Source organism: Gemmatimonadota bacterium, assembly GCA_041390105.1.
In the GTDB taxonomy this organism is placed as follows: domain Bacteria; phylum Gemmatimonadota; class Gemmatimonadetes; order Longimicrobiales; family Gaopeijiaceae; genus JAGQIF01.
In genome coordinates this window covers 443,423-466,372 of the sequence record JAWKQO010000002.1, presented here as the reverse complement: position 1 = coordinate 466,372, position 22,950 = coordinate 443,423, and the positions used below count along the sequence as shown (strand labels likewise).

Genomic DNA, 22,950 nt, shown 5'->3' with positions numbered 1-22,950 from the left:
GCATGAGCGGTAGAGCGGTCGTGTGTGCGCTGCTGGGCGCGGCCACCGCCTTCTACGGGGCGCTGCTGACCGAGCTGGCGGCCCTCCAGGCGCCGCTGGCCGCCGCCCCCGCGGTTCTCGCTGGTCTGGCCATCGGGGCCACGACGGGGGCGTTGTTCGGGTACCTCTTCCGAATGCCCTACCGCTGCGACCTGCGCGCCGGGCTTCTCGTCGGTGGGCTGTTCGGGCTGATCCCGGGAGCGGGCGGCGCCTACCTCGGCTACGCGTTTCCGCTCGCCGTCAGCCTCATCGCGGGGCCGATCTTCGGGATGCTCGTGGGGCTGCTGCTCTGCTGGCGCTGCGGACCCAGGAGGGAGCCATGAGCTGCACGTGCGGATGGCAGGGTGAGGAGATCGTCCCTCCTTCGGCGCAGACTGGGCTGATCCTCGCCATCGTGGGCGGTCCTACCTTGATCACGTTGCTGGCCGGGATCGCGGGTTTGGCGGGAGCCGACCCGAAGCTCACTGGCGCGCTCGCTGCGGCGGGCGGCGGCGCCGGAAGCGTCATCGGCTTTGCCTGGGGCTACTGCCTGGCGAGGTCGGGCCGGCTCGACCCCAAGCGCGGATCTCGCTGCGTGTCGGGTCTGGTGGCGCGGATCGCCCGCAACGAGCACCCGCCTTTCCTCGCAGGGATCACCTACGACCCGGACTGGACGTTCGATCTGATCCCCAGGGGTTCGACGCGGAACAACCCCTCGCAATTGATCTGCGAGGGCGCCGAATACGTGCGCTGCTACAAGCCCGTGCTCGAGTGCGGCAGCAACTCGGAAGACAAGGCGCGCGGGCAACCCACCCTCCACTGCGAGATCCCGTCTTCAAAGCAGTCCCTGGGCTGCGAGTTCGGAAAGGCGGGTGCCCTGCTGGGGGGTGCCCTGGGACTGGCAGTCCTCACCAGCGCCGCACCCACGTGTGCCGCCTTCGGTGTCTTCGCCCCGTTCTGCCTGCTGTTCGTGCTGATCCTCTCCGCGCTCATCGCGCTGCTGGGAACCGAGATCGGTGCCCAGATCGGACACGGCATCGGCTCCATCGTCGACGCGGGCGAGGACCTCCACGACGTCTGGGGCACCGCCATGTGTGGCTCCTGCCTGACCATCCAGGGGGAGTGGGTCCACGATCGAGATCATGGCTGGAACGAGATCCACGACGTGACGTCGGTCGACTATCTGGTGAAGGCAACCGACGCCAACCCGTTCTTCAGTGCCGACGCCTGCCCGGATAAGTGCCCCGGGGCCGACTTCCTGTTGCGGGTACTGCCGCCGACGCGAGTGGTCGCTCCCGGAGGGACGGCCGTCTACAACGTCGAGCTCGTGCGGCTGAACCCCTCGGTCGCCGATCCGGTGACCTTGAGCGTGCCCGCCGGACTGACGAAGGACGTGGTTGTCACGTTCAGTCCGGCCTCACCGGTGGCCCCCGACGCCACCGTGAAGCTCTCCCTCAAGACGAGCGCGGCAGCCCCGGTGGACGAGTACGTGTTCGTAGTGCGGGGGACCGCTTCGTCTGGGACTCGCTCGGTCACCGCCAAGCTGCTGGTCATGCAACCGGAGGGGTAGCGCACGCCCACGCCGGCAGGGCGCTCTGTCCGGTCCCTCCCGCTCCCTGCGCCATTGGAGATGGGTCGCCCATCTCGGCACGCCACGCACCACGCTTGCCGAGTCAGGAGCGCCGCGGCATCCATGGAACCATGCCCGCTCCCCTCCATGGGTCGGCCCCTTGTCGTCGTACCAGGACCGGCCTCGAGCCCAGGAGGAACCATGTCCGTGACGGAGGCAGCCCGGGAGCTCCGGAATCCCGCCCTGCCGGGGGCCAACCCGTTCGACACGTTCGTGTACGGCGCGCCGCCCCTGGCCTACCCGGCGTCCCTTTCGCAGTACACGATCTACAACGCGCCGCACCCCGACTACGTCACGGGTCGCATCAACGTCTCGGCCTTCGCGAACCTCGGTTCCGGAGCTTGGCCCTTCACAAACGCGAACGTTCCTCTCAACGGACACGTGTGCGTGCCTCAGGGCCGGGGCCCCTTTCCCCTCGCGGTGTTCGCGCACGGCAATCATTCGGCGTTCGAGAACTCGACGCCGGGGTATCTCTACCTCTGCGAGCTGCTCGCCTCGCACGGGATCATCGCGGCCACCATCGACGTCAACTTCCTCAACGGGTTCAACTTCGGTGAAAACGACGGGCGAGCGATCGTCCATCTCGAGCACCTGAAGCAGTTCCGAACCTGGAATCACACGCCGGCGCATCCGCTGCACGCCCGGGTGGACCTGAATCGGATCCTGATCGTGGGCCACTCCCGCGGCGGGGAAGGCGTGGGCCACGCCTCCTTCTTCAACCGCCTGCCGTCCATCGGGCCCGTACCGCTCGACGGCTCGGCCGGGCTCGGCCCTTACCGCTTCCGCCTCAGCGCCGTGGCAGCGATCGCACCCACGGACGGCCAGTTCACTCCAGCCTCCGGCCCCACGGTCGTTCCTGACTCCTACTACATCGTCCATGGGAGCCAGGACTCGGACGTGTTCAACTTCGAGGGGTACCACACGTACGAACGCGCCCACGCCGTGGATCCGGCCAACCCCTCCACGTCCGCCGGCGGCTTCAAAGGGATGCTCTGGGTGCACAAGGCCAACCACAACCAGTTCAACAGTGTGTGGGCTCCGGAAAGCGCCCCGGGTGCGGCCATGTCGCGCGCCAGCCAGGAGCAGATCGCCAAGGTCCACCTCGGGGCCCTCGCCCAGTTCGCGCTGCTCGACCACCGGCGCTATGGGGCGGTGCTGGAGGATCACGGGGTGGCGTCCGCGTGGGATCCCCCTGGCACGGAGCTCGTGTCGCAGTTCATGGGTCGGGATCGCCTCTACGTCCAGCACAATCAGGAAGGCATCGCGCCCCCGGTGATCTCGCTGCCGGTGCTGGGTACGGTGGCGCGCAACGGTGTCACGGCGCAGCGACAACTGACGCCGCTCGTCGGTGGCGCGCCCACGACCACCATCACGCTGCGTCTCGCCTGGAACACACTGGGTGCCCGCTTCCTGCTGCGGGTCGACCCGGCCACCGTACCCGCAGAGCGCTACCCGATCCTGGCGCTGCGCATCGCCCAGTCCAACGAAGCGGCGAACGCGGCGGACCGGGACCAGGACTTCAGTCTCGAGGTGTCGAGCGGTTCACGCACGGCCACCTTCCCGGCCAGCTCGCTGCACCGGCTCCTCTATCCCGATCCGCCTCCGTTCGGACCGGCCAAGATCGTCCTGCAGACGCTCCGCCTTCCCGTGTCCCGACTGCTCGAGTGCGGAGTGGACCCCAGCGACGTTCGTACCATCGCATTCGTGTTCGATCGCCGTAGACGAGGCGTCCTCTATGTAGGTGACGTCCAATTCACCACCTGACTTCGAACGAGGTTGACCCCATGCGGCCTCCGAAACCACCGAAGATCGCTGCGGTCCAGGTCGTCGCCGCGCAGCCCACGGAAGTCGACCGCGTGGCCAGCGCGCAGGCAGGACGCGCCGAACCGCCCGCTGCCGTGTACGTCGTCCTGGTGCGCCTCAAGGAGAAGCCGCCGGCCACGGGGCTTGCCTGGCGCCTGTATGCGGGCGACGAGTTGATCCCCAAATACTGGGAATACAGCGACGGCATCTACTTCACCGTCTCCGACCGTCAGTTCTTCGCCCGCCACCGGGGCAAACGGCTGCGCTTCTCTCTGGACGGGACCGAGTTCGCCGACACTGGGGCCAAGCTGCCCGCGCGGCTTCCTTCGCTCCCGGAGGAAGGCAAGGTCCGAGGCAAGCGCGCCACGCTGCCCAAGCAGTCGGAGGTGGTGGGGTAGGGTTCGATCGCTGGCACCTGGGCCGGCGCGTTGGACCCCAACGCGAAGAGGGGCCGGCACCCCTCGGGATGCCGGCCCCTCCGTTCCTGCGTGACTGGTCCTGCGTGACCCGGTTGGCCTTGCCGGTTCCGGGTCAGCGAACTCCGCCTAGCTACGCGTCGGGCAGGCGACCGCGTCACCAATCGGGTGGTCTGAGCAGCCGCCGCCACCCCGCAGCGTGAGCTCCCGGAAGCTCCCGAACTGCGTCAACTGCGGCGCCTGGTAGGACTGGGTGATCTGCGACGTCTGAGCCGTCTTCATCGATGCCTCGAGCCAAAGGTGTGATTCCGAAATCGGCGCCTCCAGGCGCAATCGGCGTGCCGGACGGAAGGCGCTACTCCAACCGGCGTTGATGGCTTCGTGGCGCCATCGCGGCCGGTCGCTGACCTCTGTTGAGCGCGGTTGGCGTGCGCGGATCCCACAACAGGTGTGTCACCGTCGCGACAGTCCAATCACTCTGAAGCTGGGCACGTCTGCCTGAGTGGGCGACTCCGAGATGGCCTCCTGTCCCATTCTGCCATTGACGCCTTTCGGCTGCCCGGTGGCGATGAGGTCCGAGACCTCCCTCAAGCGCCTCACTGAACGGCCCTCGCAGCCGCCCAATGATGCATCGCAACGGCAGGCACTCCTTCTGGTCGCCCGACGTCGAGATTGTGCCCCCTCGTGGTCCCTGAGGCGCTGCGAAACCCACCCGTAACTTTGAGGAGTCACGCATGCGCACCCTGTGGGCCGCTGCTCGACGCCCACTCCTCTTCGCTTCACAGGTGTTTCATTATGGGTTTCGCTCCTGCCGCCGCCACTGCCTTCGCTCCACCGTCCATCCCTGAGGCGGCTCCCCCACCAGAAGGCACGCGCTCTCCCTTCGAACTCTCCAACGACGAACTCGATGCACTCGAGGACCTGAGCGACGAGATCGCCAGTCTCGCCGCTCAGATCAGCGCGGCCACCCATCGGCAGCTCGCCTTGATCGCGGAGTTCGACCAGCGACGCGGATGGGAGCTGTCCGGCCACATCACGTGCGCGCACTGGCTTGCCTGGCGCACCGGCATCGACCTGGGCTCGGCGCGCGAGAAGGTGCGGGCAGCTCGGGCGCTGGGGCGCCTGCCGCAGATCAGCTCCGCGATGAGGCAGGGCGAGCTCTCCTTCTCCAAGGTCCGCGCACTCACACGGGTGGCGGCTGAGCACAACGAGACCGAGCTGTTGGAGATCGCGCTGACCTCGACCGCCCATCAGCTCGAGCGCGTGGTGCGCGGCTGGAAGCGGCACAGTCGGTTGGACGAACAGGAGAGCGAGCGGCTTCGGCACCTGAGCCGGTGCCTGTCGGTCTTTCCGGACGAGGACGGCATGATGGTGCTCAAGGGCCGGCTGGACCCTGAGGTAGGTGCCCTGCTGATGCGAGCGCTCGAAGCGGCAAGCGATGCGCTGTTCTGGAAGGGCCCGGAGTTGGAGGGCGGCGATGGGGTGACGCCCGAACAGCGCCGCGCGGACGCCATCGGCTTGCTGGCCGAGCGGGCGCTGGCGGCAGGGCTGGTCCAGGAGGGAGGGGGCCCCGACGCGCCGGTGAGCGGAAGCCGGGCCGAGCGCTACCAGGTCGTCCTCCACGTCGAAGCCGACACGCTCACCGCTGACGCAGAGCCCGGGATGTCGGAGCTGGAGGACGGTACTCGCGTTGCCGCGGCAACGTCACACAGGATCGCCTGCGACGCGAGCGTGGTCCAGATCACAAAGAGCCCGAACGGCCGAGTGCTCGATGTCGGCCGCAAGACAAGGTCCATTCCACCATCGATCCGACGTGCGCTGGAGGCCCGGGACAAGGGCTGCCGCTTCCCCGGCTGCGGACGTCGGTTCACCGACGCGCACCACATCCAGCATTGGGCGGACGGGGGCCACACGTCGGTGCCCAACTTGATCCTGACCTGCCGGCAGCATCACCGCCTGTTGCACGAGGGCGGGTACCGGGTAGAGCTGGCCAACGACGGTAGGGCGACGTTCTACGATCCCACCGGAAGGCCGGTCCCGAACGTGCCGCCGCTGAAGCGCAGGACAGCGGCCGAGGTCGCGGTCATGGCGGAGGCGCTCGGGCTCAGACCGGGTGGACCCCGATTCAGCCCGTAGCCCTGCTTCACGAACCCGATTCCCGGTGCCGGGTCAAAGCTGTGGCGCCAACGCTGGAAGACATCTAATTCAGAGTGATGGCGGGCGTGCAGGGGGTGTGAGTGACACGCCGAGGGCCAGGGCGGGACATCACCTCTTCAAATGCGACTATGCAATCCTCGGATCTGGTTCAGTCACACTATCTCCAGTTCGACGAGTCTACTCGCTTGACCGGTGCGTTCGGTGAGTTCGAGTTCGCCCGCGTCCAGGAGCTGATCCTCCGCCATCTGTCGAACGGGCCCCTCGAGGTCGCGGACGTGGGAGGCGGGACCGGTGCATACTCGTTTTGGCTCGCCAGCCTCGGGCATCGCGTTCATCTGATCGACGTGGTGCCCAGACACATCGACGCGGCCATCCTTCGGCAGACGCGCCCGGGACCCGGTCTGGCCTCGGTCGCTGTGGGCGATGCTCGTACGCTGTCGTTCCCCGACGGCTCGGTCGACGTGGTCCTGTTGGCAGGCCCCCTCTATCACCTGATCGACCGCATAGACCGGCTCCGGGCGCTGCGGGAGTGCCACCGTGTCCTTCGTGGTGGTGGCCTACTCCTGGCCATCGCGATCAATCGTTATGCGGGCGCGGTGTATGGGCTCACCCGTGGGCTGGTGTTCGACCCGGAGTATTTCGAGATGACCGTTCGTGAGCTGTCCACTGGGGTCAGGAGAGATCCACCTCCGGACGTGAAGACCCTGCCGGAAGCCTACTTCCATCTCCCCACCGAGCTGACCGACGAGATGGCCGCGGCCGGCTTCAACTGCGAGCCCTGCTTGGGCGTCATGGGTCCGGCTTGGCAGGTCCCTGACCTCGATGCCGCCTGGGCAGACCGCAAACGTCGCGAGACGCTCTTGTCGCTCTCTCGCCAGGTAGAGCGCGAGTGCGTTCTCAGCCCACAGCTCTTTTGCGCGGGACGAAAAGGGGACGTGCCGAGGGCGCTTCGCGAGGAAGCGGGGGGCTGAGTCCTGAGAAGCCCCCCGTCCTGGGGGGCTCTCGGACCCATGGGCCTGGGACGACTTGAACGTCCGACCTCACGCTTATCAGGCGTGCGCTCTAACCACCTGAGCTACAGGCCCTGCACCTACCGATAAAGACGCCGCCCGGACGGGCGGCGGAAAGCTCAGTAGGATAAGGCTAGCGGGGAGCCGGTTCAACCCGCTGCGGGGCCCCTCGGGCCCTTTGGGGCCGGCCGCGCGCGCATGCCCCACGTCCAGAGCATCGGTTGGTCCCCGGCCTCCTTCTTGCGATATTCCCACTCGGACGCCACCCCACAACCCGAGGGAATGGACCGACCGCACCGTAGCCCCGTCCCCCTGTTTGCGAGCGCTCTCGCGGCCCTGCTCCTCCCCGCAGGCCTGAGCGCCCAGAACCCCGCGCCCGGCAACCGCCCGCCGGACCCCGGCAGCGATGTGCCGGTTCCGGTCCCCACGGTGGACTGGACCTCCGAAGCCGAGCTCGGGGCCAGCCTCTTCTTCGGCAACACCGCCCAGGCCCTGATCCTCACCCGGACCGGCACGGCCGCCGAGACCGCGCACTTCACGTTTGCCACCGACGCGTCTTTCCAGTACGGCGAGGCATCCGAGCCCAGCGGCGAGCGCGACGTCAGCCGCCGGTCCTGGGCCGCCGAGACCACGCTGGACTACCGGGGCCACGACGTGATCTCCTCGTTCCTGCATTCCCAGCTGGAAGGGAGCTACGAAAAGCGCATCGACCTGCGGGTGCGAGCGGGCGTGGGGGCCCGTATCCAGATGGCCGACTCGGAGCGCACCAAGGCCGGCGTGCGCCTGGCCGTCCTGGCGGAGCGCACCGACCCCAGGCTGGAGGAGCAGATCGATCCGGTCCGCACCGTGGCCCGGGGCTCCATCGAGCTCAACCTCCAGCGCCGCGTCGGAGACGAGGACCGCGTCCGGCTAAGCAACAACACCTCCTACGGACCGCGGGTGGGTCGCTTCGAGGACTACACCATGAAATCGGTGACCTCGGCTGCCTTCCGGGTCTCGGAGACGCTCCACCTCAAGCTCTCCTTCGTCGACTCATTCGACTCGGGGGCCAGGAACCGCGGGGCCCGCTCCAACAACGACGGGGAGCTGGTGCTCAGCCTCACCACCACGTTCCGCTAGCACCCTTCCGCCTCGCCTTAGATTCTTGCCCGAAGTTCTTGGGCTCCCCCTGCCCGGAAGACAAGGAGTCGGTTCGGTGGCGATCCAGCACGTGCGCAAGCGTCTGGTCACGGGACTGGTGGTACTGATCCCCTTGGGGATCACCATCTTCGCGTTGCGCTTCCTGTACAACGCGGCGACGGCGCTGCTGTTGCCCTTCCTGGACCCGCTGCTGGGGCACCTACCGCCCTGGGCGCGCGCGCTGCTGTCGCTGGGCCTGCTCCTGACCATCCTCCTGCTCGTGGGCCAGGTGGCCACCAACGTGGTGGGCAGCCGCCTGATCGGCCTCTTCGAGAAGGTCGTGCTGCGGATCCCCATCGTGCGGATCATCTACCAGGCCGCCAAGCAGGTGGTCGAGGCGTTCAACGCGCCCCGGTCGGACTTCCAGACGGTGGTGATGGTGGAGTTTCCCCGCCCGGGCATGAGGGCCGTGGGCTTCCTGACCAACACGGTCGAGGACACGGACGGCCGGGCCTGGAGCACCGTGTTCATCCCCACCACACCCAACCCCACCACCGGCTTCCTGCAGGTGGTCCCGGCCGGCGAGGCGGTCCGCCTGGACTGGTCCGTCGAGGACGCGGTCAAGACCATCATGTCCCTGGGCGTCCTGGCCCCTCCCCAGTGGAGCGCCCCTCTCAAGTCGAGCCTGCCCGCCGCCGACACTTGAGCCAGGAAGGCCCCCTTCGGGCCCTCCGGGGCCGAAGCGGGGGACGGTGTCCGTATGAAGGGCGTGATCTTCAACCTCCTGGAGGCGTTCGTCTGCGAACGCTGGGGTGAAGAGGCGTACGAGTCCCTTCTGGACCGCACCACGCTCGTGACCGGCGACCCCTTCGTGGGACCGGGTACCTACCCGGACGCGGACCTGACCGCCCTGGTGAAGAGCGCCGCCGAGCTGTTGGACCTCCCCGTCCCCGAGGTTCTGCGGGCCTTCGGCGAGTTCTGCTTCCCCAAGCTCGCCGGCCGGGTCCCCGACCTGGTCGACGATCACCCCGACTTGATCTCCTTTCTGGAGAGCGTCGACACCGTGCTGCACGTGGAGGTGACCAAGCTCATTCCGCAGGCGGTCACCCCTTCCTTTCTGGTCGAGCCCACCGGCCCCGGGCAGGCTCGACTGCAGTACACCTCGGAGCGCAAGCTATGCGCCTTCATGGAAGGGCTGCTGGTGGGCGCCGCTCGCCACTTCGAGTGTGAGATCGATTACGCCAAGCACTCCTGCATGCACGAGGGCGCGGTGAGCTGTGAGTACGAGGTCGTAGTGCGCGCCCCCCTGGTCACGCCCCCGGCGGGGGCGGTGCTCCACCAATGACCACCGCCACCGTCGAAGCGCGCCGTCTGGAGCGGGCGGAGCGGCGTGTGGCCATCCTCGAAGAGATGATCGAGGACCGGACCCGCGCTCTCTTCCTGTCCAACGAGCGCTTGCAGCGCGCCAACGCCTATCTGATGGAGCTGTACTCGGTGATGCCCGAGGCGCTCTGCGTGGTCCAGCACGACGGCGTGGTGCGGGACGTCAACGATGCGCTGGTGGAGCTGATCGGACGAGAGCGCGAGACCCTGCTCGGCCGGACGGTGGAGACGATCTCCCCCCGTCTATCGGAGTTCCTACGCAGCGCGGGAGACGACGCGCGCGTCGATCATTTCGAAGACGAGTGGCAGAGCGCGCAGGGGACCATCCCGGTGCTTCTCTCCATCGCCACCGCCAAGCACAAGCTGGGCGCGCCCATCTATGTCATCGCAGCCGCGGACATGCGCGAGCGCAGGCAACTGGAGATGGAGCTGCGCCATGCCCAGAAGCTCGAGTCGGTGGGCCAACTCGCAGCTGGCATCGCACACGAGATCAATACCCCGATGCAGTTCATCGGCGACAACGCCCGCTTCCTGCGTGACTCCTTCGACGACCTTCTCTCCGCGCTGGCCGCCTATCGCGAGCTGCTGGAGCGCACCGAGCTCAGTGAAGCCGACCGCACGCGCATGCAGGAGGCCGAAGACGACGTCGACCTCGAGTATCTGCAGGCCCGGGTGCCCAAGGCGTTCGCGCGCACGCTGGAGGGCGTGGACCGTGTCAGCACCATCGTCTCGGCCATGAAAGCCTTTGCGCACCCCGGACACGAACGGGTGCCCACCGACCTGAACCAGGCCATCCAGACCACCCTCACCGTGGCCCGCAACGAGGTGAAGTACGTTGCGGACGTGGTCACCGAACTGGGTGAGCTGCCCCTGGTCCCCTGCTACGCCGGCGACATCAACCAGGTGTTCCTGAACCTGGTGGTCAACGCCGCCCAGGCCATCGAAGAGCACAACGAGGGCACCGACGCCCGGGGCCTGCTCACCATCCGCTCGCAGGTGGATGGCGAATGCGTGGTCATCTCCTTCACGGACACCGGGGGCGGCATCCCCGAATCGATCCACCATCGCCTGTTCGAGCCGTTCTTCACCACCAAGCCGGTCGGAAAGGGAACGGGACAGGGTCTGGCCATCTCGTACGCCGTCGTGGTGGAGAAACACGGGGGCTCGCTGAGGTTCGAGACCACGCCCGGAGAGGGAACCACGTTCGTCGTGCGGTTGCCGATCCAGGGCCGCGTGGGAGGCCCGCGATGATCCGTGTGCTCTTCGTCGACGACGAGCCGGCAGTGCTCGAAGGCCTAGAGAACGGCCTGCGTCGGCAGCGCAAGCGCTGGCAGATGGAGTTCGTGACGCGCGCGCGCGAGGCCATCGAACGTATGGAACAGAACGCGTACGACGTGTTGATCACCGACATGCGCATGCCTGAGATGGATGGCAACCAACTGCTGGAGTGGGCCCGCCTGAATCAGCCCGAGGTCGTCCGCATCCTGCTCACCGGCCATGCCGAGAAGCAGCAGCTCCTCAGAGCCCTGCCCGCGGCCCATCGCATTCTTCTCAAGCCCTGCGAAGCCGATACCCTGGAAGAGGCCATCGATCACGGCCACCACCTGCGCCGCGAGATCACCGACCCGGAGGTCGAGAGCGTGGTGGGCGGGCTGGACGCGCTTCCGATTCCGCCTGAGGTCCACAGCACCCTGTTGACGCTGCTCGAGGATCCAGACGTGACGTCGGAGCAGATCGCCGACGCCGTCAGACATGACGTCTTCGCGACCGCCCGCATCCTCCAAGTGGGCAATGCCGCCGCCTCGGGCGGCGATATTGCCACCGTGGATGCTGCAATCGGCTGTCTGGGCATCGAAGCCCTGCGTGGGCTCGTCCTCTCGCACGGCCTGTTCGACGCGATGGAGCCGGGCCTGCTCTTCGACGGCTTTTCGGTGGAGACCTTGGACCGCCGGAGCGTTCTGGCCTCCCGTCTTGCGCGCCGCCTCCTGGACGATCCCGCCCAGCAGGCCATCGCCCAGTCGGCGGGGCTTCTTCACGACCTGGGTCAGTTCGTGATGGCGGTGTACCTGCCCGGTCGCTTCCGTCAAGCACGCAACCTGGCCCGGGTCTCCGATATCGCGCTACCCGAAGCGGAACGTCGGACCTTCGGCACCACCCATGCCGAGATCGCCGCCTTCCTCCTGGGGCGCTGGAACCTGCCCGCGAAAGTCGTCGAGGCGGTGCGAAATCATCATCAACCGGGGCGCGTGTCGCGCACCGAGTTCGGCGCTGCCGGCGCGGTCCACGTTGCGGCCGCACTCGCCGAGCGGATCGTGGGAGGCTCCTTCGGGCCCAAGGACGGGATGCCACTCAAGCCGGAGCCGCTCGATGTCGAGTATCTAGAGGCCGCCGGAGTGGCCGCGAACATCGAACAGTGGGAGTGGGCCGCCGTGGAGTTGGCCGACGCCGCGCTACCTGGAGTCGTATCGTGACCGACGTGCTGCCCCTCAAGCCACCCATTCTGTGTGTGGACGATGACCCGGTGATCCTCGAGAGCCTGGAGCCGCATCTCCGCAAGACCTTTCGGGTGTTGAAGGCGACCTCGGGCGAGGAAGCCTTGGAGGTTCTCGAGAGGGAGCCGCGCATCGCCGTGATCCTGTCGGACATGCGGATGCCCGGAATGTCGGGAGCCGAATTCCTCTCCCACGCCCGTCAACGCCATCCGGACGCCACGCGCATGCTTCTGACGGGGTATGCGGACGTGGAGTCGGCAAGCCTGGCCGTCAACGAGGGCCAGGTGTTCCGCTTCCTGACCAAGCCCTGCCCACCTGATCGCTTGATCCCGGCGTGCCTCGCCGCACTCGAGATCCACCAGTTGCGCACGGCAGAGCGCGAACTGCTCGAAGATACGCTACGCGGGAGCATCCAGGCCCTGGTCGACGTGCTGGCACTGGTCCACCCGGTCGCGTTCGGGCGAGCCACTCGCATTCGCGAGCACGTTCGGATGCTGAGCCAGGATTGCTGCATGGACGGCGCTTGGTACATCGAAGTCGCTGCCATGATGTCACAGCTCGGGACCATCGCCCTATCCGAGTCGACTCTCGAAAAGCTGTACTACGGACACACCTTGGACGAAGAAGGGGAGCACGAGTTCGGTCGGATGCCGCTCGTGTTGAGGCAGGTCTTGAAGGACATTCCGCGCCTCGGTCCCGTCGTGGAAGTGGTCGACGACTTCTACCGGTCCATGATGGAAGACGCCCCGCCCAGCACACCCGGTGGACACATGCTTCGCATGGCGGTCGACTTCGACGTACTTCAGGCCAGGGGGGTGTCCGTCCAGGAAGCGGTCGACACCATGTGGGGGCGCACGCTCTACGACTCCGCCCTCCTCAACACCTTCGCGCAGCGTCTCGGCTTCACCGTCAGCCATCAGCGCATCCTGGAACTGGAGTTCGCTGCGCTACGAGTAGGCCTCCACCTCGCCGACGACTTGTATACCGAGGACGGGGCGCTGGTGGCTCCGCGCGGCTACACCATCTCGGCCAGCTTCCTGGCGCGCGTGGACTCGTTCCGCAACGCGGGCGTTCCCGAGCCCATCCGCGTGTTCGTCCCCGAAGACCTTCCGGCTGCCCTGGAGCCCGCCGTCGCGACGGCGTGAGGCGCGCGCCGACAGCACGCTCTCACACCCACTCGATCTGACGCGGGGGCAATCGGCCCTCAGCGGGCGGGCGCGCGCTGCAGCAGCTCTTTCAGGTAGCGTCCCCAGATGGCCGGGATGGAGTGCGTACCATGCCCGCGGGTCTGGTCGGTGATGGGCAACACCATGGCCCGGCCCTTCGGCACGCGCTGGATCTCTCGCTCCAGAATCCCGAGCTCCGGCGGGTTGACCTGATCGTCTGCCGAGTTGATGGCGAGGAGCGGTGCCTGGATCTGCTCCAGATGAGGGGAAGGATCGTAGAAGCGCGACGCGTCGAAGGCATAGATCATGTCGTTGGCGTCGAGACTCCTCCGGTAGCGCTCCACCATCTGCTCCAGCATGGTCTCCGCCTCCTCCCGGGTGGGCGCGTCCTTCTGCCACTGCCTGGGACTCGACACCATGAACATGAGCGAGTGGATGGCCGCGGTGAGTCCGGGCGGCTGCTGGGTGTAGTCGCCTCCGTTCCAGGCCGGGTCGTCCTTGATGGAACGGAGGATCATGGCACGCTGGATCCGGTTCCGACCCGCGATCTCGACCGGAAGACTGGCCAGCGGCATGAGCGCGTCCATGAAGTCGGGATAGGTGTAGCCCCAGACCCAGGTGTGCATACCGCCCATGGACGTCCCCATCACCAGGCGCAGGTGATCGACGCCCAGTCCCTCGGTGAGGAGCCGGTACTGGGCGCGCACCATGTCGTCGTAGGTGTAGGCGGGGAAGCGGGCGTGCATTCCGTCGGAGGGCTTGCTGGACTGGCCGTGCCCGATGCCGTCCGGCAGCACGATGTAGTACTCCGCGGCGTCCAGCAGCTTGCCGGGCCCGAACAACTCGCCGGCAAAGCGGGGAGACAGGAATCCGCCTCCGCTCCCGGTGGTGCCGTGCATCACCAACACCGCATTGCGCACACGCCCGTCGGGCCCGCGACGCGGCGCGCCCAAGGTGCGGTAGTGCTGCGTGAGCTCGGGAAGGCGCTCGCCGCTGTCGAAGACGAAGTCGGTCACCGTGAAGTCGCCCTCGACCGGCGCCGGCCAGGTCTGTTGGGCACCGAGCGGAGCAGCGGCGAGGAGCAGCAGAGCTCCCCAGGCCGGCCGCCGCAGTCGTTGGATCGCTGGCGTGGTAGTCATGCCCGGGAAGCTGCTGGGCGCCTTCGCGCGACGCCAGTCTGAGCCACCCCGCCGGATGGGGCCCGCCCCCGGTGCCCTCCCTCCGGACCTAACGAACAGACCGGTTGAGGCGTCTACGGAGCAGGACATCGCACGGCAATGGAGGTCGTCATGAAGGCTAGAATGGGAGTGTTGATCGCGGTGGTGGCGAGCGCTGGATGGGCGGCCACCCCGCTGCTGGCGCAGCGTGGGCCCCAACGTCCGGGGCGTGACGGTCCACGCGTCGGCGTGGTGGGTCCCCGCGGCGGCGGCGTCGAGGGTGTGCTCCGCCAGCGCGAGCGCCTCGAGCTGACCGAGGATCAGGTCGCCCGATTGAATCAGATCCGCGTCCAGCACCTCGAGCAGTCGGAGGCCGGAGCCGCCGAGTTGCGTCGGCTCCGCTCGGACATGGCCGCCGGAGAGATCACCGGCGCCGACGCGCAGGCGAAGCTGCACGAGGCGTTCGATCGCATGCACGAGCGGCAGGACCAGGTACGTACGCAGATCAATGGGATCCTGAGCGAGGAGCAGCAGACCAAGCTGCGTGAAGGCCGCTTGGAGGCACGCCGGGGTGCCCGTGGGCAGCGCGGCGCCCAGGGCCCGGGCCTGCGCGGCCGCCGACCGGGGCCGCAGGGCCAGGGATTCCGCGGTCGCAGCGGGCCGGACGGCCCCAGCTTCCGCGGACCGGGAGGCCCCGAGGGCGCTCCCATCGGACCACGCGCTCCGGGTCGGTTCCGGCCGGCGCCGGACACGGCGGGGCCACCCGCGAATCCGGGGGGCTGAGCGCCAAGACCCCAGCGTCCCCAGGGCAGCGCACCGGGCCAGCGGACACCTCGCGTGACCGCTGGCCCGGTCGCACATTCACTGCAGAGCGACAGCGCCTCTTCCCTGCCATCGTATGGAGGGACGCAGGGGCGGCGATGACGCCCCCCGCTTTGGTCTGGACAGCCTCACCCGGATTCGAACATGCCCGTCCCCGCCGTCAGCCGCCGCGTCCCTGCCCTGCTCTTCGGGCTCTGCCTCCTGTTGGCGGCTGTGCCCCACGTCGCCGCGCAGGCAACCGCCGACCTGGTGGGTCGTGTGGTGGATATGGAGTCCGGAGCGGGCATCCCCGATGTGGTCGTGCGCGCGGGGGGACTGACCCGGGAGGCGGTGACCGACGCGGCGGGGCTGTTCCGCCTGGAGGGGATCCCGACGGGCGAGCGACTGCTCACCTTCGAGCATCTGGCCTACGGCGAGCACCAACAGGTGGTCAACGTGGGCGACGAGGGCCTGGAACTCGAGATCCGCCTCTCACCGACCGCCATCGCGATCGAGGAGCTGGTGGTGGAGGGCGTGCGCCCGGAGGAGCGCGCCCAACGAGCCCGTGGCTCCAGCACCCACGTCGTGGACGCAGAGATGATCCAGCGGGCGCTGGGCACGAGCCGCCATCTGGGCGATCTCCTGCGCCAGACGGTGCCCGGGATCCGCATGCGTCAGCGAAACGACGTCAGCGGTGCCGATGTGTGCCTCGAGTTCCGCTCGGCCCAGAGCATCTCCATGCTCAATCGCGGATGCCAGTCGCCCCAGGTGTACCTGGACGGCGTGCCGGTCTCGAATCCCAACTTCCTCTACGGCATGCTCTCGCTGCACACCATCGAACGGCTGGAAGTGGTGCCGCCCGGCGAGGCCGGCGCGCGCTACGGGAGCGGGTCCCTGTACGGTGTCATTCTGATCACCACGCACACGCCCGGGGTACAGCGGGGGGACGGAGCGGAACCGGTGATCGGAGGCTACCCGGTCACCAGCCCGTCCAGTCGCCATTTCGATTGGTCCCAGGAACCGCAGGGACACCACACCGGACGCGCCTTCCTCGGTGCGTTCGTGGGCAACGCGCTGGGTATCGCCGCCGGAGTCTCGGTGGCCAAGACCTGCATCGGCATCGACGCCAAGGATGAGATCGTCACGGAGTGCAGTGCGGGCAAGACCGGGACGGTCGCGGTAGCGGCTCTGTTGATCCCGACCGTCACCAGCGCCCTCGGAGCCCGTTGGAGCGGCGCCACCGACACCTCGGTGGGGCGGTTCGCACCGGCGGCGTTCGGGGCTGCGCTGGGACTGCTGCCTGGCTACGCATTCGCGCTCACCACCGAGGGTGCCGCGGAGGCGGACATCGCCAACGCGGTCGGCTACACGTTCCTCTTCGCGGCGGTGCCCATCATCGTCACGGGTGCGGATCGGCTGTTCCGCCGCCTCCGCCACCCCGAGGATCCAACGCGCTAGGCGCTCGGCTTCCCGCGGGACGCTAGAAGCCGAACCGGCTGAAGATGTAGCGGTACTCCAGCGTCGCGTCCTGGATCGTTCCCTGACGATCGTACTCCAGGCTTCCGTCCAGGAAGACCCGCATACGGACGGTGGCTTGCAGGCTGTCGGTCTCGGTGAGGCGGGCCAGGATGGCCGACGCGTTCCCGAGCGCGATCGTTTGATCGAACGTGCCGGTGACCGCGAAGGTGTCCGCATCGTTCAAGCTGGCCAGGATCTCGCCCGAGACGGGTTCGATGAACTCGAAGAAGTCGGTCGAGATCACGAGCTGCAGCGGATTCGTCGCCGTCACCTCGATCTGCACCCGCGCCTGTTCCGGCTGCTTGTCCGCCTCCACCAGTCCGCATCCACCCACCGAGGCGAAGCCCAACACCGCGGTTGCCCAGGCCGACCCTGACAAGGCCCGCGTCAAGCGCGTACGTTCCGTCATGTCCACACTCTCTCCTCGTCGCAGGATGGCTCGGGCGGGGCTCGCCCTGGGCGCGAGCGCCCTCGGAATTCTGGCGTGTACACCCGAACCCACGCCACGTCCCTTGTACGCCCCGATCGGCGAGCCGTTGCCGGGGCTGAGCCAGGACCAGGCGGACCGCTTCGCCCAAGGCCAGGCCCTGTTCTCCCATGTCTTCAGTCCGGAGGAGGGCCTGGGCCCCCGCTTCAACGAGAATGCGTGCAACGCGTGTCACACCGACCCGGCCGATGGGGGCACCGGTGAGCAGCTGGTCCTGAAGGCCTCGCACTTCGATGACGAGGGCACCTGCCAGACCTTTGCGGCCCAGGGGGGCGAGAACCTGCGCGGCAAGCTCACGCCGGAGGCGAGCGCCCTGGGGGCCGTGCCGGCGAGTGCCCCGGCGGAGGCCAGCCATCGGGGCCGGATCAACACACCGTTCCTGTTCGGAATGGGCATGATCGACGCCATCCCCCAGGCCACCCTGGACGGGCTGGCCGACCCGGACGACCGCAACGGGGACGGCATCTCCGGACGGGTGGGCCGCAGCGCCGATGGGCGCCCGGCCCGCTTTGGTCGGAAGGCCGCGGTGGCCACCCTGGCGGACTTCGTGGACGAAGCGGCCCGGTTGGAGATGGGCCTGACCACCGCAGCCCATCCAGACGAGGCCACCGCCGGCGCCCTGCCGGCCGTGCCGGACGGCTCGGACCAGGTGGCGGATCCGGAGCTGGACGCAGAGCGCGTGGCCTTGATCGTCGATTTCGTGCGCTACCTGGCGCCACCCGAGCCGGGCACACCGCGCCCGGAGGACGAGGCGCTGGTGGAGCAGGGGCGGGCGCTGTTCGAGGGCCTCGGGTGCTCGAGTTGTCACGTCCCCGCGCTGCGGACGCGCGCCGATGCTCCGCCTCCGCTGGCAGGACGCGAGATCGCCCTCTACTCGGACCTGTTGCTGCATGACATGGGACCCGACCTGGCCGGGCCCTGCACCGCCGGAGCGTCTCCCACCGAGGTGCGCACCGAGCCGCTGATGGGGCTGCGCTACCGCCGGACCCTGCTGCACGACGGAAGAATCGGCCGCGTCCGGGACGCCATCCTCGCGCATGGCGGGGAGGCCCAAGCTGCACGGGACGCCTTCGACGGCTTGGACCGGGTGGTCCAGGAAGCGCTGTTGCGCTTCCTGGCTCAGCTCTGAGGGCGGCACGCGGAGGGTCCAGCGGCGGATCGGCTGGGCGCGCTTTGGTCCGCACTCCCCCATCGAGCCCTCGCGGGGCCCCTGAACGACAACGGGGGTGCGGTCCGAAGACCGCACCCCCGCGCTACTGCTGGACCCGGGACCGCCTTACGGACCCGGTTCCCGATCCTCCGAGACCGGCTTACGGCTTCGGGATGTTGGGGTTGCCCTCGTACTCCTCCAGCGGCATGGGGAAGCACGTCGCCGTGCCGTAGTCACCCCACTGCGACGTGGGATGGACCCCCGACGGGAACATGTCGTCGCCCTGCCGCAGCCAGCGCCGCAGGTCACCCAGGCGTGAACCGTTCAGGAACAGGTCACGGCCGCGCTGGTCACGCAGCTCCATCATCAGCGCGTCGCCGCTGAGCGTCACCGGCGCCTGGTTGCCGAAGGCGCGGCGATCGTTGACGAACGCCAGCGTCTCGGGCGTGGGCCCCAGGGCCTCGTAATAGTTGTGCTGCGCCTCCAGGCCGGACGCGAACGTGATGTCCGTGCCCTGCCCGAAGTCCGGCGGGTTGCCACCCGTGGCGAAGGTCTCCCCGTTGTACTCGGAGAACATCAACCCCTGCTTGGGCGTGTAGAGCTGCGTCAGCCGGTTGTGGCCGAGCCGCCAATCCGGCAGGTGCTGCACGCGCGGGTCGGTCAGAAACGCGTCCAGGTCCTGCGTACCGAAGTTGCTCGGTCCGCCGGCCAGGAAGTGCGGGTGCATGCCCAGCGAGTGGTTGGCGCCGGTCACCCGGTCGTTCAGCACATCGTAGGTGCGCGGGTCGGTGGCCGAGTACTCCACCCAACGGCGGTAGTCCGCCGGCACCTGTGGCGCGATGGCCAGGACCTGGGCGTTGTTGCCCAGGTTGAGGTGCGCCCGCGTGAGGCCCACCCGGGCCAGGTTGGCGATCTCGGACGAGCCCGCCGCCTGCGCCACGCTCAAGGCCTCGTCGAAGCGGTCCACCGCGAACTGATAGAGCTGCAGCGGCTGATAGATCTCCGAGCCGACGTTGACGGTGGCCTCACACATGGCGTCGGCCAGCAGGATGTACGAATACCCTGCATAGACCAGCGCCGTGGCCATCTTCACATCACTGCTGGGGTTGGCCAGCAGCTCACGGAAGCGGCCGGAGACGCTGTCCCCCTGGGAACGCGCCCGGCTGAGCTGCGAGAACATGTCATCCGCGTCACCCTCGTCGTAGCGCACGATGCGCTGACTCAGGCGAGCGGTCTGTTCCCAGTTGATGCCCGTGATCTGTTCGTCCGTGAACATCGAACCGCGCCACACGAACGGGTCGGAGTACGCGACCTGGAAGTCGCCGATCACACCGTTCAACAGCACGTTGATCAAGGTGGAGTCCTGCAGCAGCTCCTCGTTCAACTCCGCCGGGTTGTTCACCTCCAGCAGGTCGTTGACGGAGCAGGCCGAACCCACCAAAGCCAGCGCGGCGGTGGCGGTAGCCACCCACCGTCCGCGATTGCGAGTGATCCTGTTCATCGAAGGTATTCCTCCAGTGGGCTCAGAACGCGAACCGCACGCTGAGCGCGAAGGTCCGTAGCATGGGAATGGATGCGTAGTCGGTACGGTTGAAGCCGGACAGCGAGTCGAAGTTGACCTCGGGATCGGGCGAGCCCAGACCCTCCTGGTCGAACTTGTACTTCGTCCACATCCACAGATTCCGCGCGGACAGGGTGATGGCCGCGTTGTCGACACCCGCCTTCTCCGTCACGGCGGACGGCAGGTCGTAGGTCGCCGAGATCTCACGCAGCTTGATGAAGTCCGCGTTCTGGATCCACGTCTTGGTCTGCAGGCTCTTCGCCACGGCCACGTCCACCGGATCCGAGCTGGGATCATTGACCAGCTTGGTGTTCAGGTCGATGCGGCTCCGGACCGAGCAGATGGCGCACCACTGATAGTGGCCACCCTTGTAGTCCAGGTTGGCGAACAGCCGAACGTTGTCGAACAGCGTCACGGTGTTGGTGAAGCCGATCTCGCGGGTCGGGAGCGACGGACCGACGTATTCCTTGTCGCTGGCCACCGTCACGCCGCCGCTCCCCGTCAGCACGGGCGCACCCGAGGCATCCCGCACCACGTCGGTGCTCCAGAAGCCACCCATGGGATAGCGCGGGATGTGACGCTGCACGGTGGCGAACTGGCCGAACTCGATCTGCGTGATGGGGGCGTCACCGAAGGTGACCAGCTCGTTGGAGTTGGTCGACAGCGCCACGGTGGCGTCCCACTGCAGGTTGCGCGTGTAGATCGGCGTCGCGGTCAGCAGCACCTCGATGCCGCTGTTGGCGATCTCGCCCACGTTGGCGAAGTGCGTGCCGCTGAAGCCCGACGACGGTGGGTCCGGCACCTCGATGAGGGCGTCCCGCGTCTTCTGGTTGTAGTAGGTGAAGTCGAGCCCCATCCGACCATCGAGGAACGAGGCCTCGAAGCCCAGCTCCAGCTCGGAGCCCGTCTCGGCCTTGAGGTTCGGGTTCCCGTAGGAGGACGGCCGGAGCAGGTTGACCACGTTGTCCGCGGTCGTCGTGACGCCGGCCGTGTAGGTCCGGTCGGCGGTGAAGGGCTCGGGCGGGCTGCCGGCCTGTCCCCAGGCACCGCGCAGCTTGAGCTGATCCACCCAGCCCACGTCGAAGAAGTCCTCGTCCGAGATGACGTAGCTGAGCTGAGCCTTCGGATAGACCACCAGCGAGAACTCACGACCGAACGCAGAGTTGTCGTCGATGCGCACGGCAGCGGTCGCGAACAGCCGGTTCCGCCACCCCACCTGCTCCTGGAAGTAGAAGCCCAGCGAGGTCTGCTCCTCCAGATCCTGGCTGGCGCGCGTGTTCGCGGCCGTACCGACCAGGTTGATCTGGCTAGCCACCAAGCCCTCACCGATGGTGGTGAACGACTCGTACTTGCGGGCGTTGAGCTGCATGCCCGCGCTGAAGGCGCTCGAGTAGTTCTCGCTCAGGTCCGTGCTGACGGTCCCGGAGTAGTCCACCGTCCAGGTGTGCACGTCCGGCAGGAAGATCGAGATGGCGCCGGTGGCGTTGGTGGCACCCCAGGGTGCCTGACCCGTCTGGTCGATGGGATAGAACTGCGTGTTGTTGCGATCGTTGTTGTCCAGCCCGAGCGTCAGGCGGTTGGACAGCCAGGAGAACGGCTCGTAGTTGACCGTGGCACCCAGCGTGAAGCGCTCCGTGCGCGTCTGCAGGTCGTACTGGTTGGCCAGCTCGGGCCCGAAGCCCCGGAAGCCCGGCTCCCACTGCGGGTTGACCGCCAGGGTCTGCCCGCGATAGGCGTTGCGCAGAACGGAGTTCGACGAATTGTTGGACAGGGGCTGGCGGATGTGCTGCCGCACGTAGCCCACGTTCACGTTGAAGTTGAGCTTCTCGCTCGGCACGAACCCGAAGTTGGCCCGCCCACCCTGGCGCTTGGCGAAGTTGTTCAGGAAGATCCCTTCCTCATCGCCCTTCTCGGCCGAGAGGAAGTAGTTGAACAGCTCACCACCACCACGCGCCGAGATGTTGAAGGCGTACTGACCGGGTCCGTTGGCGTCGCTCGATCCCTCGTTGCCGCGCACCGCGTTGGGATGGCGCGTCATGGGGTCGTCCGTCAGCACCGTGCCGGCGGTCACACCCTGACAGCCGGGGAAGCGCACGGCGTCGTTCACGTTGGCCTGCGTGCACTGCCAGTAGGTCTGGGGCCGGTCCAGCACCCAGTCGGAGGTGCCGGCGTCCATGCTGGCGGTCCACTGCATGCCCGTGCCGGGGCGGCCCTTCTTGGTGATGATCTGGATCACGCCGGACGCGGCTTCGGCGCCGTACAGCGTCGCCGCGGCCGGGCCCTTGATCACCTCGATCGACTCGATGTCGTTCGGGTTCAGGAAGTCCAGCGCGTTGGTGCAGTGCACAACGTTGTTGCACTGCCCGTTCTGGTTGCCGCTCTCGATGCGCACGCCGTCGACGAAGACGACGGGCTCGAAGCGGCCCGACAAGGAGCCTGACCCGCGCAGGCGGATCTGCGAGCCGTCACCCGCGCCACCGCCGTTCGACACCAGCGTCAGGCCGGGAGTGCGCGCCTGCAGGAGCTCCTGCACGCTAGCGACGGGTACCGCCTCCGTGACTTCGGCGGCCTCGAACTTCTGGACCGCGTTGCCGATGGCGCGCCGTTGCGTCTGGCCCGCCGTGCCGGTGACCACGATCTCGTCCAGCTCCAGCGCCTGCTGGCTCATCGCGAAATCGAGCGCGGCCGTCTGCCCCGCGGCCACCGTCACCTGCTGCTCGACCGTGCCGTACCCGAGGATCTCGACTCGCACCACGTGCGAGCCGGTGGGAACGTTCAGGACGAGGTATTGCCCGCTCGAGTTGGCCAGGCCTCCTCGGCCCGTACCCACCACGAGGACCTGCGCGCCGGGGAGTGGCCGCAGCGTCACCGCATCGGTGACTTGCCCCCGGATATTGCCTGTCGCCTGCTGCGCCGCCGCGGTCGATGAACCCGCGAAGGCGATAGCGAGCGCGAGGACGCACAGGCGCACAAACGTACACACAAGGCGTGTGTGCATGACGCCTCCTACAAGGATGAGGAAGGAATGCCCCGCTGGGTGCCCGGATGGCCCCGCGACGAACCCTCTGGTTCGCCGCCGGAT

At 67.8% G+C, this 22,950-nt stretch carries 20 protein-coding genes and 1 tRNA gene; 15 read left to right on the top strand and 6 right to left on the bottom strand.

Going from position 1 to position 22,950, the window contains the following annotated elements; all coding sequences use genetic code 11:
• The first annotated feature begins 2 nt into the window (after positions 1-2).
• From R3E10_11375 to R3E10_11360, 4 genes are all read left to right on the top strand, one after another.
• Positions 3-362 (top strand): hypothetical protein, encoded by a 360-nt coding sequence (locus R3E10_11375; GenBank protein ID MEZ4416335.1) that lies wholly within the window; start codon positions 3-5, stop codon positions 360-362.
• Positions 359-1,588, top strand: a complete 1,230-nt coding sequence (locus R3E10_11370) for a hypothetical protein (protein ID MEZ4416334.1) — start codon at positions 359-361, stop codon at positions 1,586-1,588. Before R3E10_11375 ends, R3E10_11370 begins: the two co-directional genes overlap by 4 nt.
• A 201-nt stretch (positions 1,589-1,789) precedes the next feature.
• Entirely contained in the window at positions 1,790-3,412 is a 1,623-nt protein-coding gene (locus R3E10_11365) for a hypothetical protein (GenBank protein ID MEZ4416333.1), read from the top strand.
• 20 nt (positions 3,413-3,432) lie between these two features.
• Positions 3,433-3,849, top strand: a complete 417-nt coding sequence (locus tag R3E10_11360) for a hypothetical protein (GenBank protein ID MEZ4416332.1) — start codon at positions 3,433-3,435, stop codon at positions 3,847-3,849.
• Between the two features lie 147 nt (positions 3,850-3,996).
• Here the strand turns inward: R3E10_11360 and R3E10_11355 are convergent, their stop codons facing one another.
• A complete protein-coding gene (locus R3E10_11355; protein MEZ4416331.1) occupies positions 3,997-4,149 on the bottom strand; it encodes a lasso RiPP family leader peptide-containing protein in 153 nt (50 codons plus the stop codon).
• Positions 4,150-4,662: 513 nt separating this feature from the next.
• Here R3E10_11355 and R3E10_11350 point away from each other — a divergent pair.
• Positions 4,663-6,003 (top strand): DUF222 domain-containing protein, encoded by a 1,341-nt coding sequence (locus R3E10_11350; GenBank protein MEZ4416330.1) that lies wholly within the window; start codon positions 4,663-4,665, stop codon positions 6,001-6,003.
• A 149-nt stretch (positions 6,004-6,152) separates the two neighbouring features.
• Positions 6,153-6,995: a class I SAM-dependent methyltransferase gene (locus R3E10_11345; protein MEZ4416329.1), complete on the top strand. Its 843-nt coding sequence runs from the start codon at positions 6,153-6,155 to the stop codon at positions 6,993-6,995.
• Between the two features lie 40 nt (positions 6,996-7,035).
• Here R3E10_11345 and R3E10_11340 read toward each other — a convergent pair.
• Positions 7,036-7,109: transfer RNA gene (locus R3E10_11340), tRNA-Ile, on the bottom strand.
• Between the two features lie 207 nt (positions 7,110-7,316).
• Here R3E10_11340 and R3E10_11335 point away from each other — a divergent pair.
• The 6 genes from R3E10_11335 to R3E10_11310 all read left to right on the top strand — a co-directional run bounded on the left by R3E10_11335 (position 7,317) and on the right by R3E10_11310 (position 13,173).
• Positions 7,317-8,153, top strand: coding sequence for a DUF481 domain-containing protein (locus R3E10_11335; protein MEZ4416328.1), 837 nt, complete (start codon positions 7,317-7,319; stop codon positions 8,151-8,153).
• 76 nt (positions 8,154-8,229) lie between these two features.
• Complete coding sequence (locus R3E10_11330; GenBank protein ID MEZ4416327.1) at positions 8,230-8,859, top strand: DUF502 domain-containing protein; 630 nt, start codon at positions 8,230-8,232, stop codon at positions 8,857-8,859.
• Positions 8,860-8,913: 54 nt separating this feature from the next.
• Positions 8,914-9,498, top strand: a complete 585-nt coding sequence (locus R3E10_11325; GenBank protein ID MEZ4416326.1) for a heme NO-binding domain-containing protein — start codon at positions 8,914-8,916, stop codon at positions 9,496-9,498.
• Entirely contained in the window at positions 9,495-10,787 is a 1,293-nt protein-coding gene (locus R3E10_11320; protein ID MEZ4416325.1) for an ATP-binding protein, read from the top strand. The genes R3E10_11325 and R3E10_11320 overlap by 4 nt, the downstream gene beginning before the upstream one ends.
• The gene (locus R3E10_11315) at positions 10,784-12,007 is read left to right on the top strand and encodes an HDOD domain-containing protein (GenBank protein ID MEZ4416324.1); all 1,224 of its coding nucleotides are present in this window, start codon (positions 10,784-10,786) and stop codon (positions 12,005-12,007) included. Before R3E10_11320 ends, R3E10_11315 begins: the two co-directional genes overlap by 4 nt.
• A complete protein-coding gene (locus R3E10_11310; protein ID MEZ4416323.1) occupies positions 12,004-13,173 on the top strand; it encodes a response regulator in 1,170 nt (389 codons plus the stop codon). The genes R3E10_11315 and R3E10_11310 overlap by 4 nt, the downstream gene beginning before the upstream one ends.
• Before the next feature lie 59 nt (positions 13,174-13,232).
• On the opposite strand, the gene R3E10_11305 is transcribed toward R3E10_11310, so the two are convergent.
• Positions 13,233-14,333 (bottom strand): alpha/beta fold hydrolase, encoded by a 1,101-nt coding sequence (locus R3E10_11305; GenBank protein ID MEZ4416322.1) that lies wholly within the window; start codon positions 14,331-14,333, stop codon positions 13,233-13,235.
• Between the two features lie 150 nt (positions 14,334-14,483).
• On the opposite strand from R3E10_11305, the gene R3E10_11300 reads away from it, so the two are divergent.
• Together R3E10_11300 and R3E10_11295 are read left to right on the top strand one after the other, a co-directional pair.
• Positions 14,484-15,134 carry a hypothetical protein gene (locus R3E10_11300; GenBank protein MEZ4416321.1) on the top strand — a complete coding sequence of 217 codons (651 nt, stop codon included), beginning with the start codon at positions 14,484-14,486 and terminating at the stop codon, positions 15,132-15,134.
• Between the two features lie 183 nt (positions 15,135-15,317).
• The gene (locus R3E10_11295; GenBank protein ID MEZ4416320.1) at positions 15,318-16,610 is read left to right on the top strand and encodes a TonB-dependent receptor plug domain-containing protein; all 1,293 of its coding nucleotides are present in this window, start codon (positions 15,318-15,320) and stop codon (positions 16,608-16,610) included.
• 22 nt (positions 16,611-16,632) lie between these two features.
• Here the strand turns inward: R3E10_11295 and R3E10_11290 are convergent, their stop codons facing one another.
• Positions 16,633-17,079 (bottom strand): hypothetical protein, encoded by a 447-nt coding sequence (locus R3E10_11290; protein ID MEZ4416319.1) that lies wholly within the window; start codon positions 17,077-17,079, stop codon positions 16,633-16,635.
• Between the two features lie 103 nt (positions 17,080-17,182).
• Here R3E10_11290 and R3E10_11285 point away from each other — a divergent pair, with 103 nt between their 5' ends.
• Positions 17,183-18,286 carry a di-heme oxidoredictase family protein gene (locus R3E10_11285; protein MEZ4416318.1) on the top strand — a complete coding sequence of 368 codons (1,104 nt, stop codon included), beginning with the start codon at positions 17,183-17,185 and terminating at the stop codon, positions 18,284-18,286.
• Positions 18,287-18,467: 181 nt separating this feature from the next.
• On the opposite strand, the gene R3E10_11280 is transcribed toward R3E10_11285, so the two are convergent.
• On the bottom strand, positions 18,468-19,808 hold the full coding sequence (locus R3E10_11280; protein MEZ4416317.1) for a hypothetical protein: 1,341 nt from the start codon (positions 19,806-19,808) through the stop codon (positions 18,468-18,470).
• Between the two features lie 22 nt (positions 19,809-19,830).
• Positions 19,831-22,866, bottom strand: a complete 3,036-nt coding sequence (locus R3E10_11275; protein MEZ4416316.1) for a SusC/RagA family TonB-linked outer membrane protein — start codon at positions 22,864-22,866, stop codon at positions 19,831-19,833.
• Positions 22,867-22,950: the final 84 nt, after the last annotated feature.

Coding starts and splice junctions, on each gene's coding strand:
- R3E10_11290 (MEZ4416319.1), bottom strand. CDS start 17,079: ATGACGGAACGTACGCGCTTGACGCGGGCCTTGTCAGGGTCGGCCTGG.
- R3E10_11305 (MEZ4416322.1), bottom strand. CDS start 14,333: ATGACTACCACGCCAGCGATCCAACGACTGCGGCGGCCGGCCTGGGGA.
- R3E10_11315 (MEZ4416324.1), top strand. CDS start 10,784: ATGATCCGTGTGCTCTTCGTCGACGACGAGCCGGCAGTGCTCGAAGGC.
- R3E10_11275 (MEZ4416316.1), bottom strand. CDS start 22,866: ATGCACACACGCCTTGTGTGTACGTTTGTGCGCCTGTGCGTCCTCGCG.
- R3E10_11370 (MEZ4416334.1), top strand. CDS start 359: ATGAGCTGCACGTGCGGATGGCAGGGTGAGGAGATCGTCCCTCCTTCG.
- R3E10_11365 (MEZ4416333.1), top strand. CDS start 1,790: ATGTCCGTGACGGAGGCAGCCCGGGAGCTCCGGAATCCCGCCCTGCCG.
- R3E10_11300 (MEZ4416321.1), top strand. CDS start 14,484: ATGAAGGCTAGAATGGGAGTGTTGATCGCGGTGGTGGCGAGCGCTGGA.
- R3E10_11360 (MEZ4416332.1), top strand. CDS start 3,433: ATGCGGCCTCCGAAACCACCGAAGATCGCTGCGGTCCAGGTCGTCGCC.
- R3E10_11325 (MEZ4416326.1), top strand. CDS start 8,914: ATGAAGGGCGTGATCTTCAACCTCCTGGAGGCGTTCGTCTGCGAACGC.
- R3E10_11375 (MEZ4416335.1), top strand. CDS start 3: ATGAGCGGTAGAGCGGTCGTGTGTGCGCTGCTGGGCGCGGCCACCGCC.
- R3E10_11355 (MEZ4416331.1), bottom strand. CDS start 4,149: ATGAAGACGGCTCAGACGTCGCAGATCACCCAGTCCTACCAGGCGCCG.
- R3E10_11345 (MEZ4416329.1), top strand. CDS start 6,153: ATGCAATCCTCGGATCTGGTTCAGTCACACTATCTCCAGTTCGACGAG.
- R3E10_11295 (MEZ4416320.1), top strand. CDS start 15,318: ATGCCCGTCCCCGCCGTCAGCCGCCGCGTCCCTGCCCTGCTCTTCGGG.
- R3E10_11350 (MEZ4416330.1), top strand. CDS start 4,663: ATGGGTTTCGCTCCTGCCGCCGCCACTGCCTTCGCTCCACCGTCCATC.
- R3E10_11335 (MEZ4416328.1), top strand. CDS start 7,317: ATGGACCGACCGCACCGTAGCCCCGTCCCCCTGTTTGCGAGCGCTCTC.
- R3E10_11320 (MEZ4416325.1), top strand. CDS start 9,495: ATGACCACCGCCACCGTCGAAGCGCGCCGTCTGGAGCGGGCGGAGCGG.
- R3E10_11280 (MEZ4416317.1), bottom strand. CDS start 19,808: ATGAACAGGATCACTCGCAATCGCGGACGGTGGGTGGCTACCGCCACC.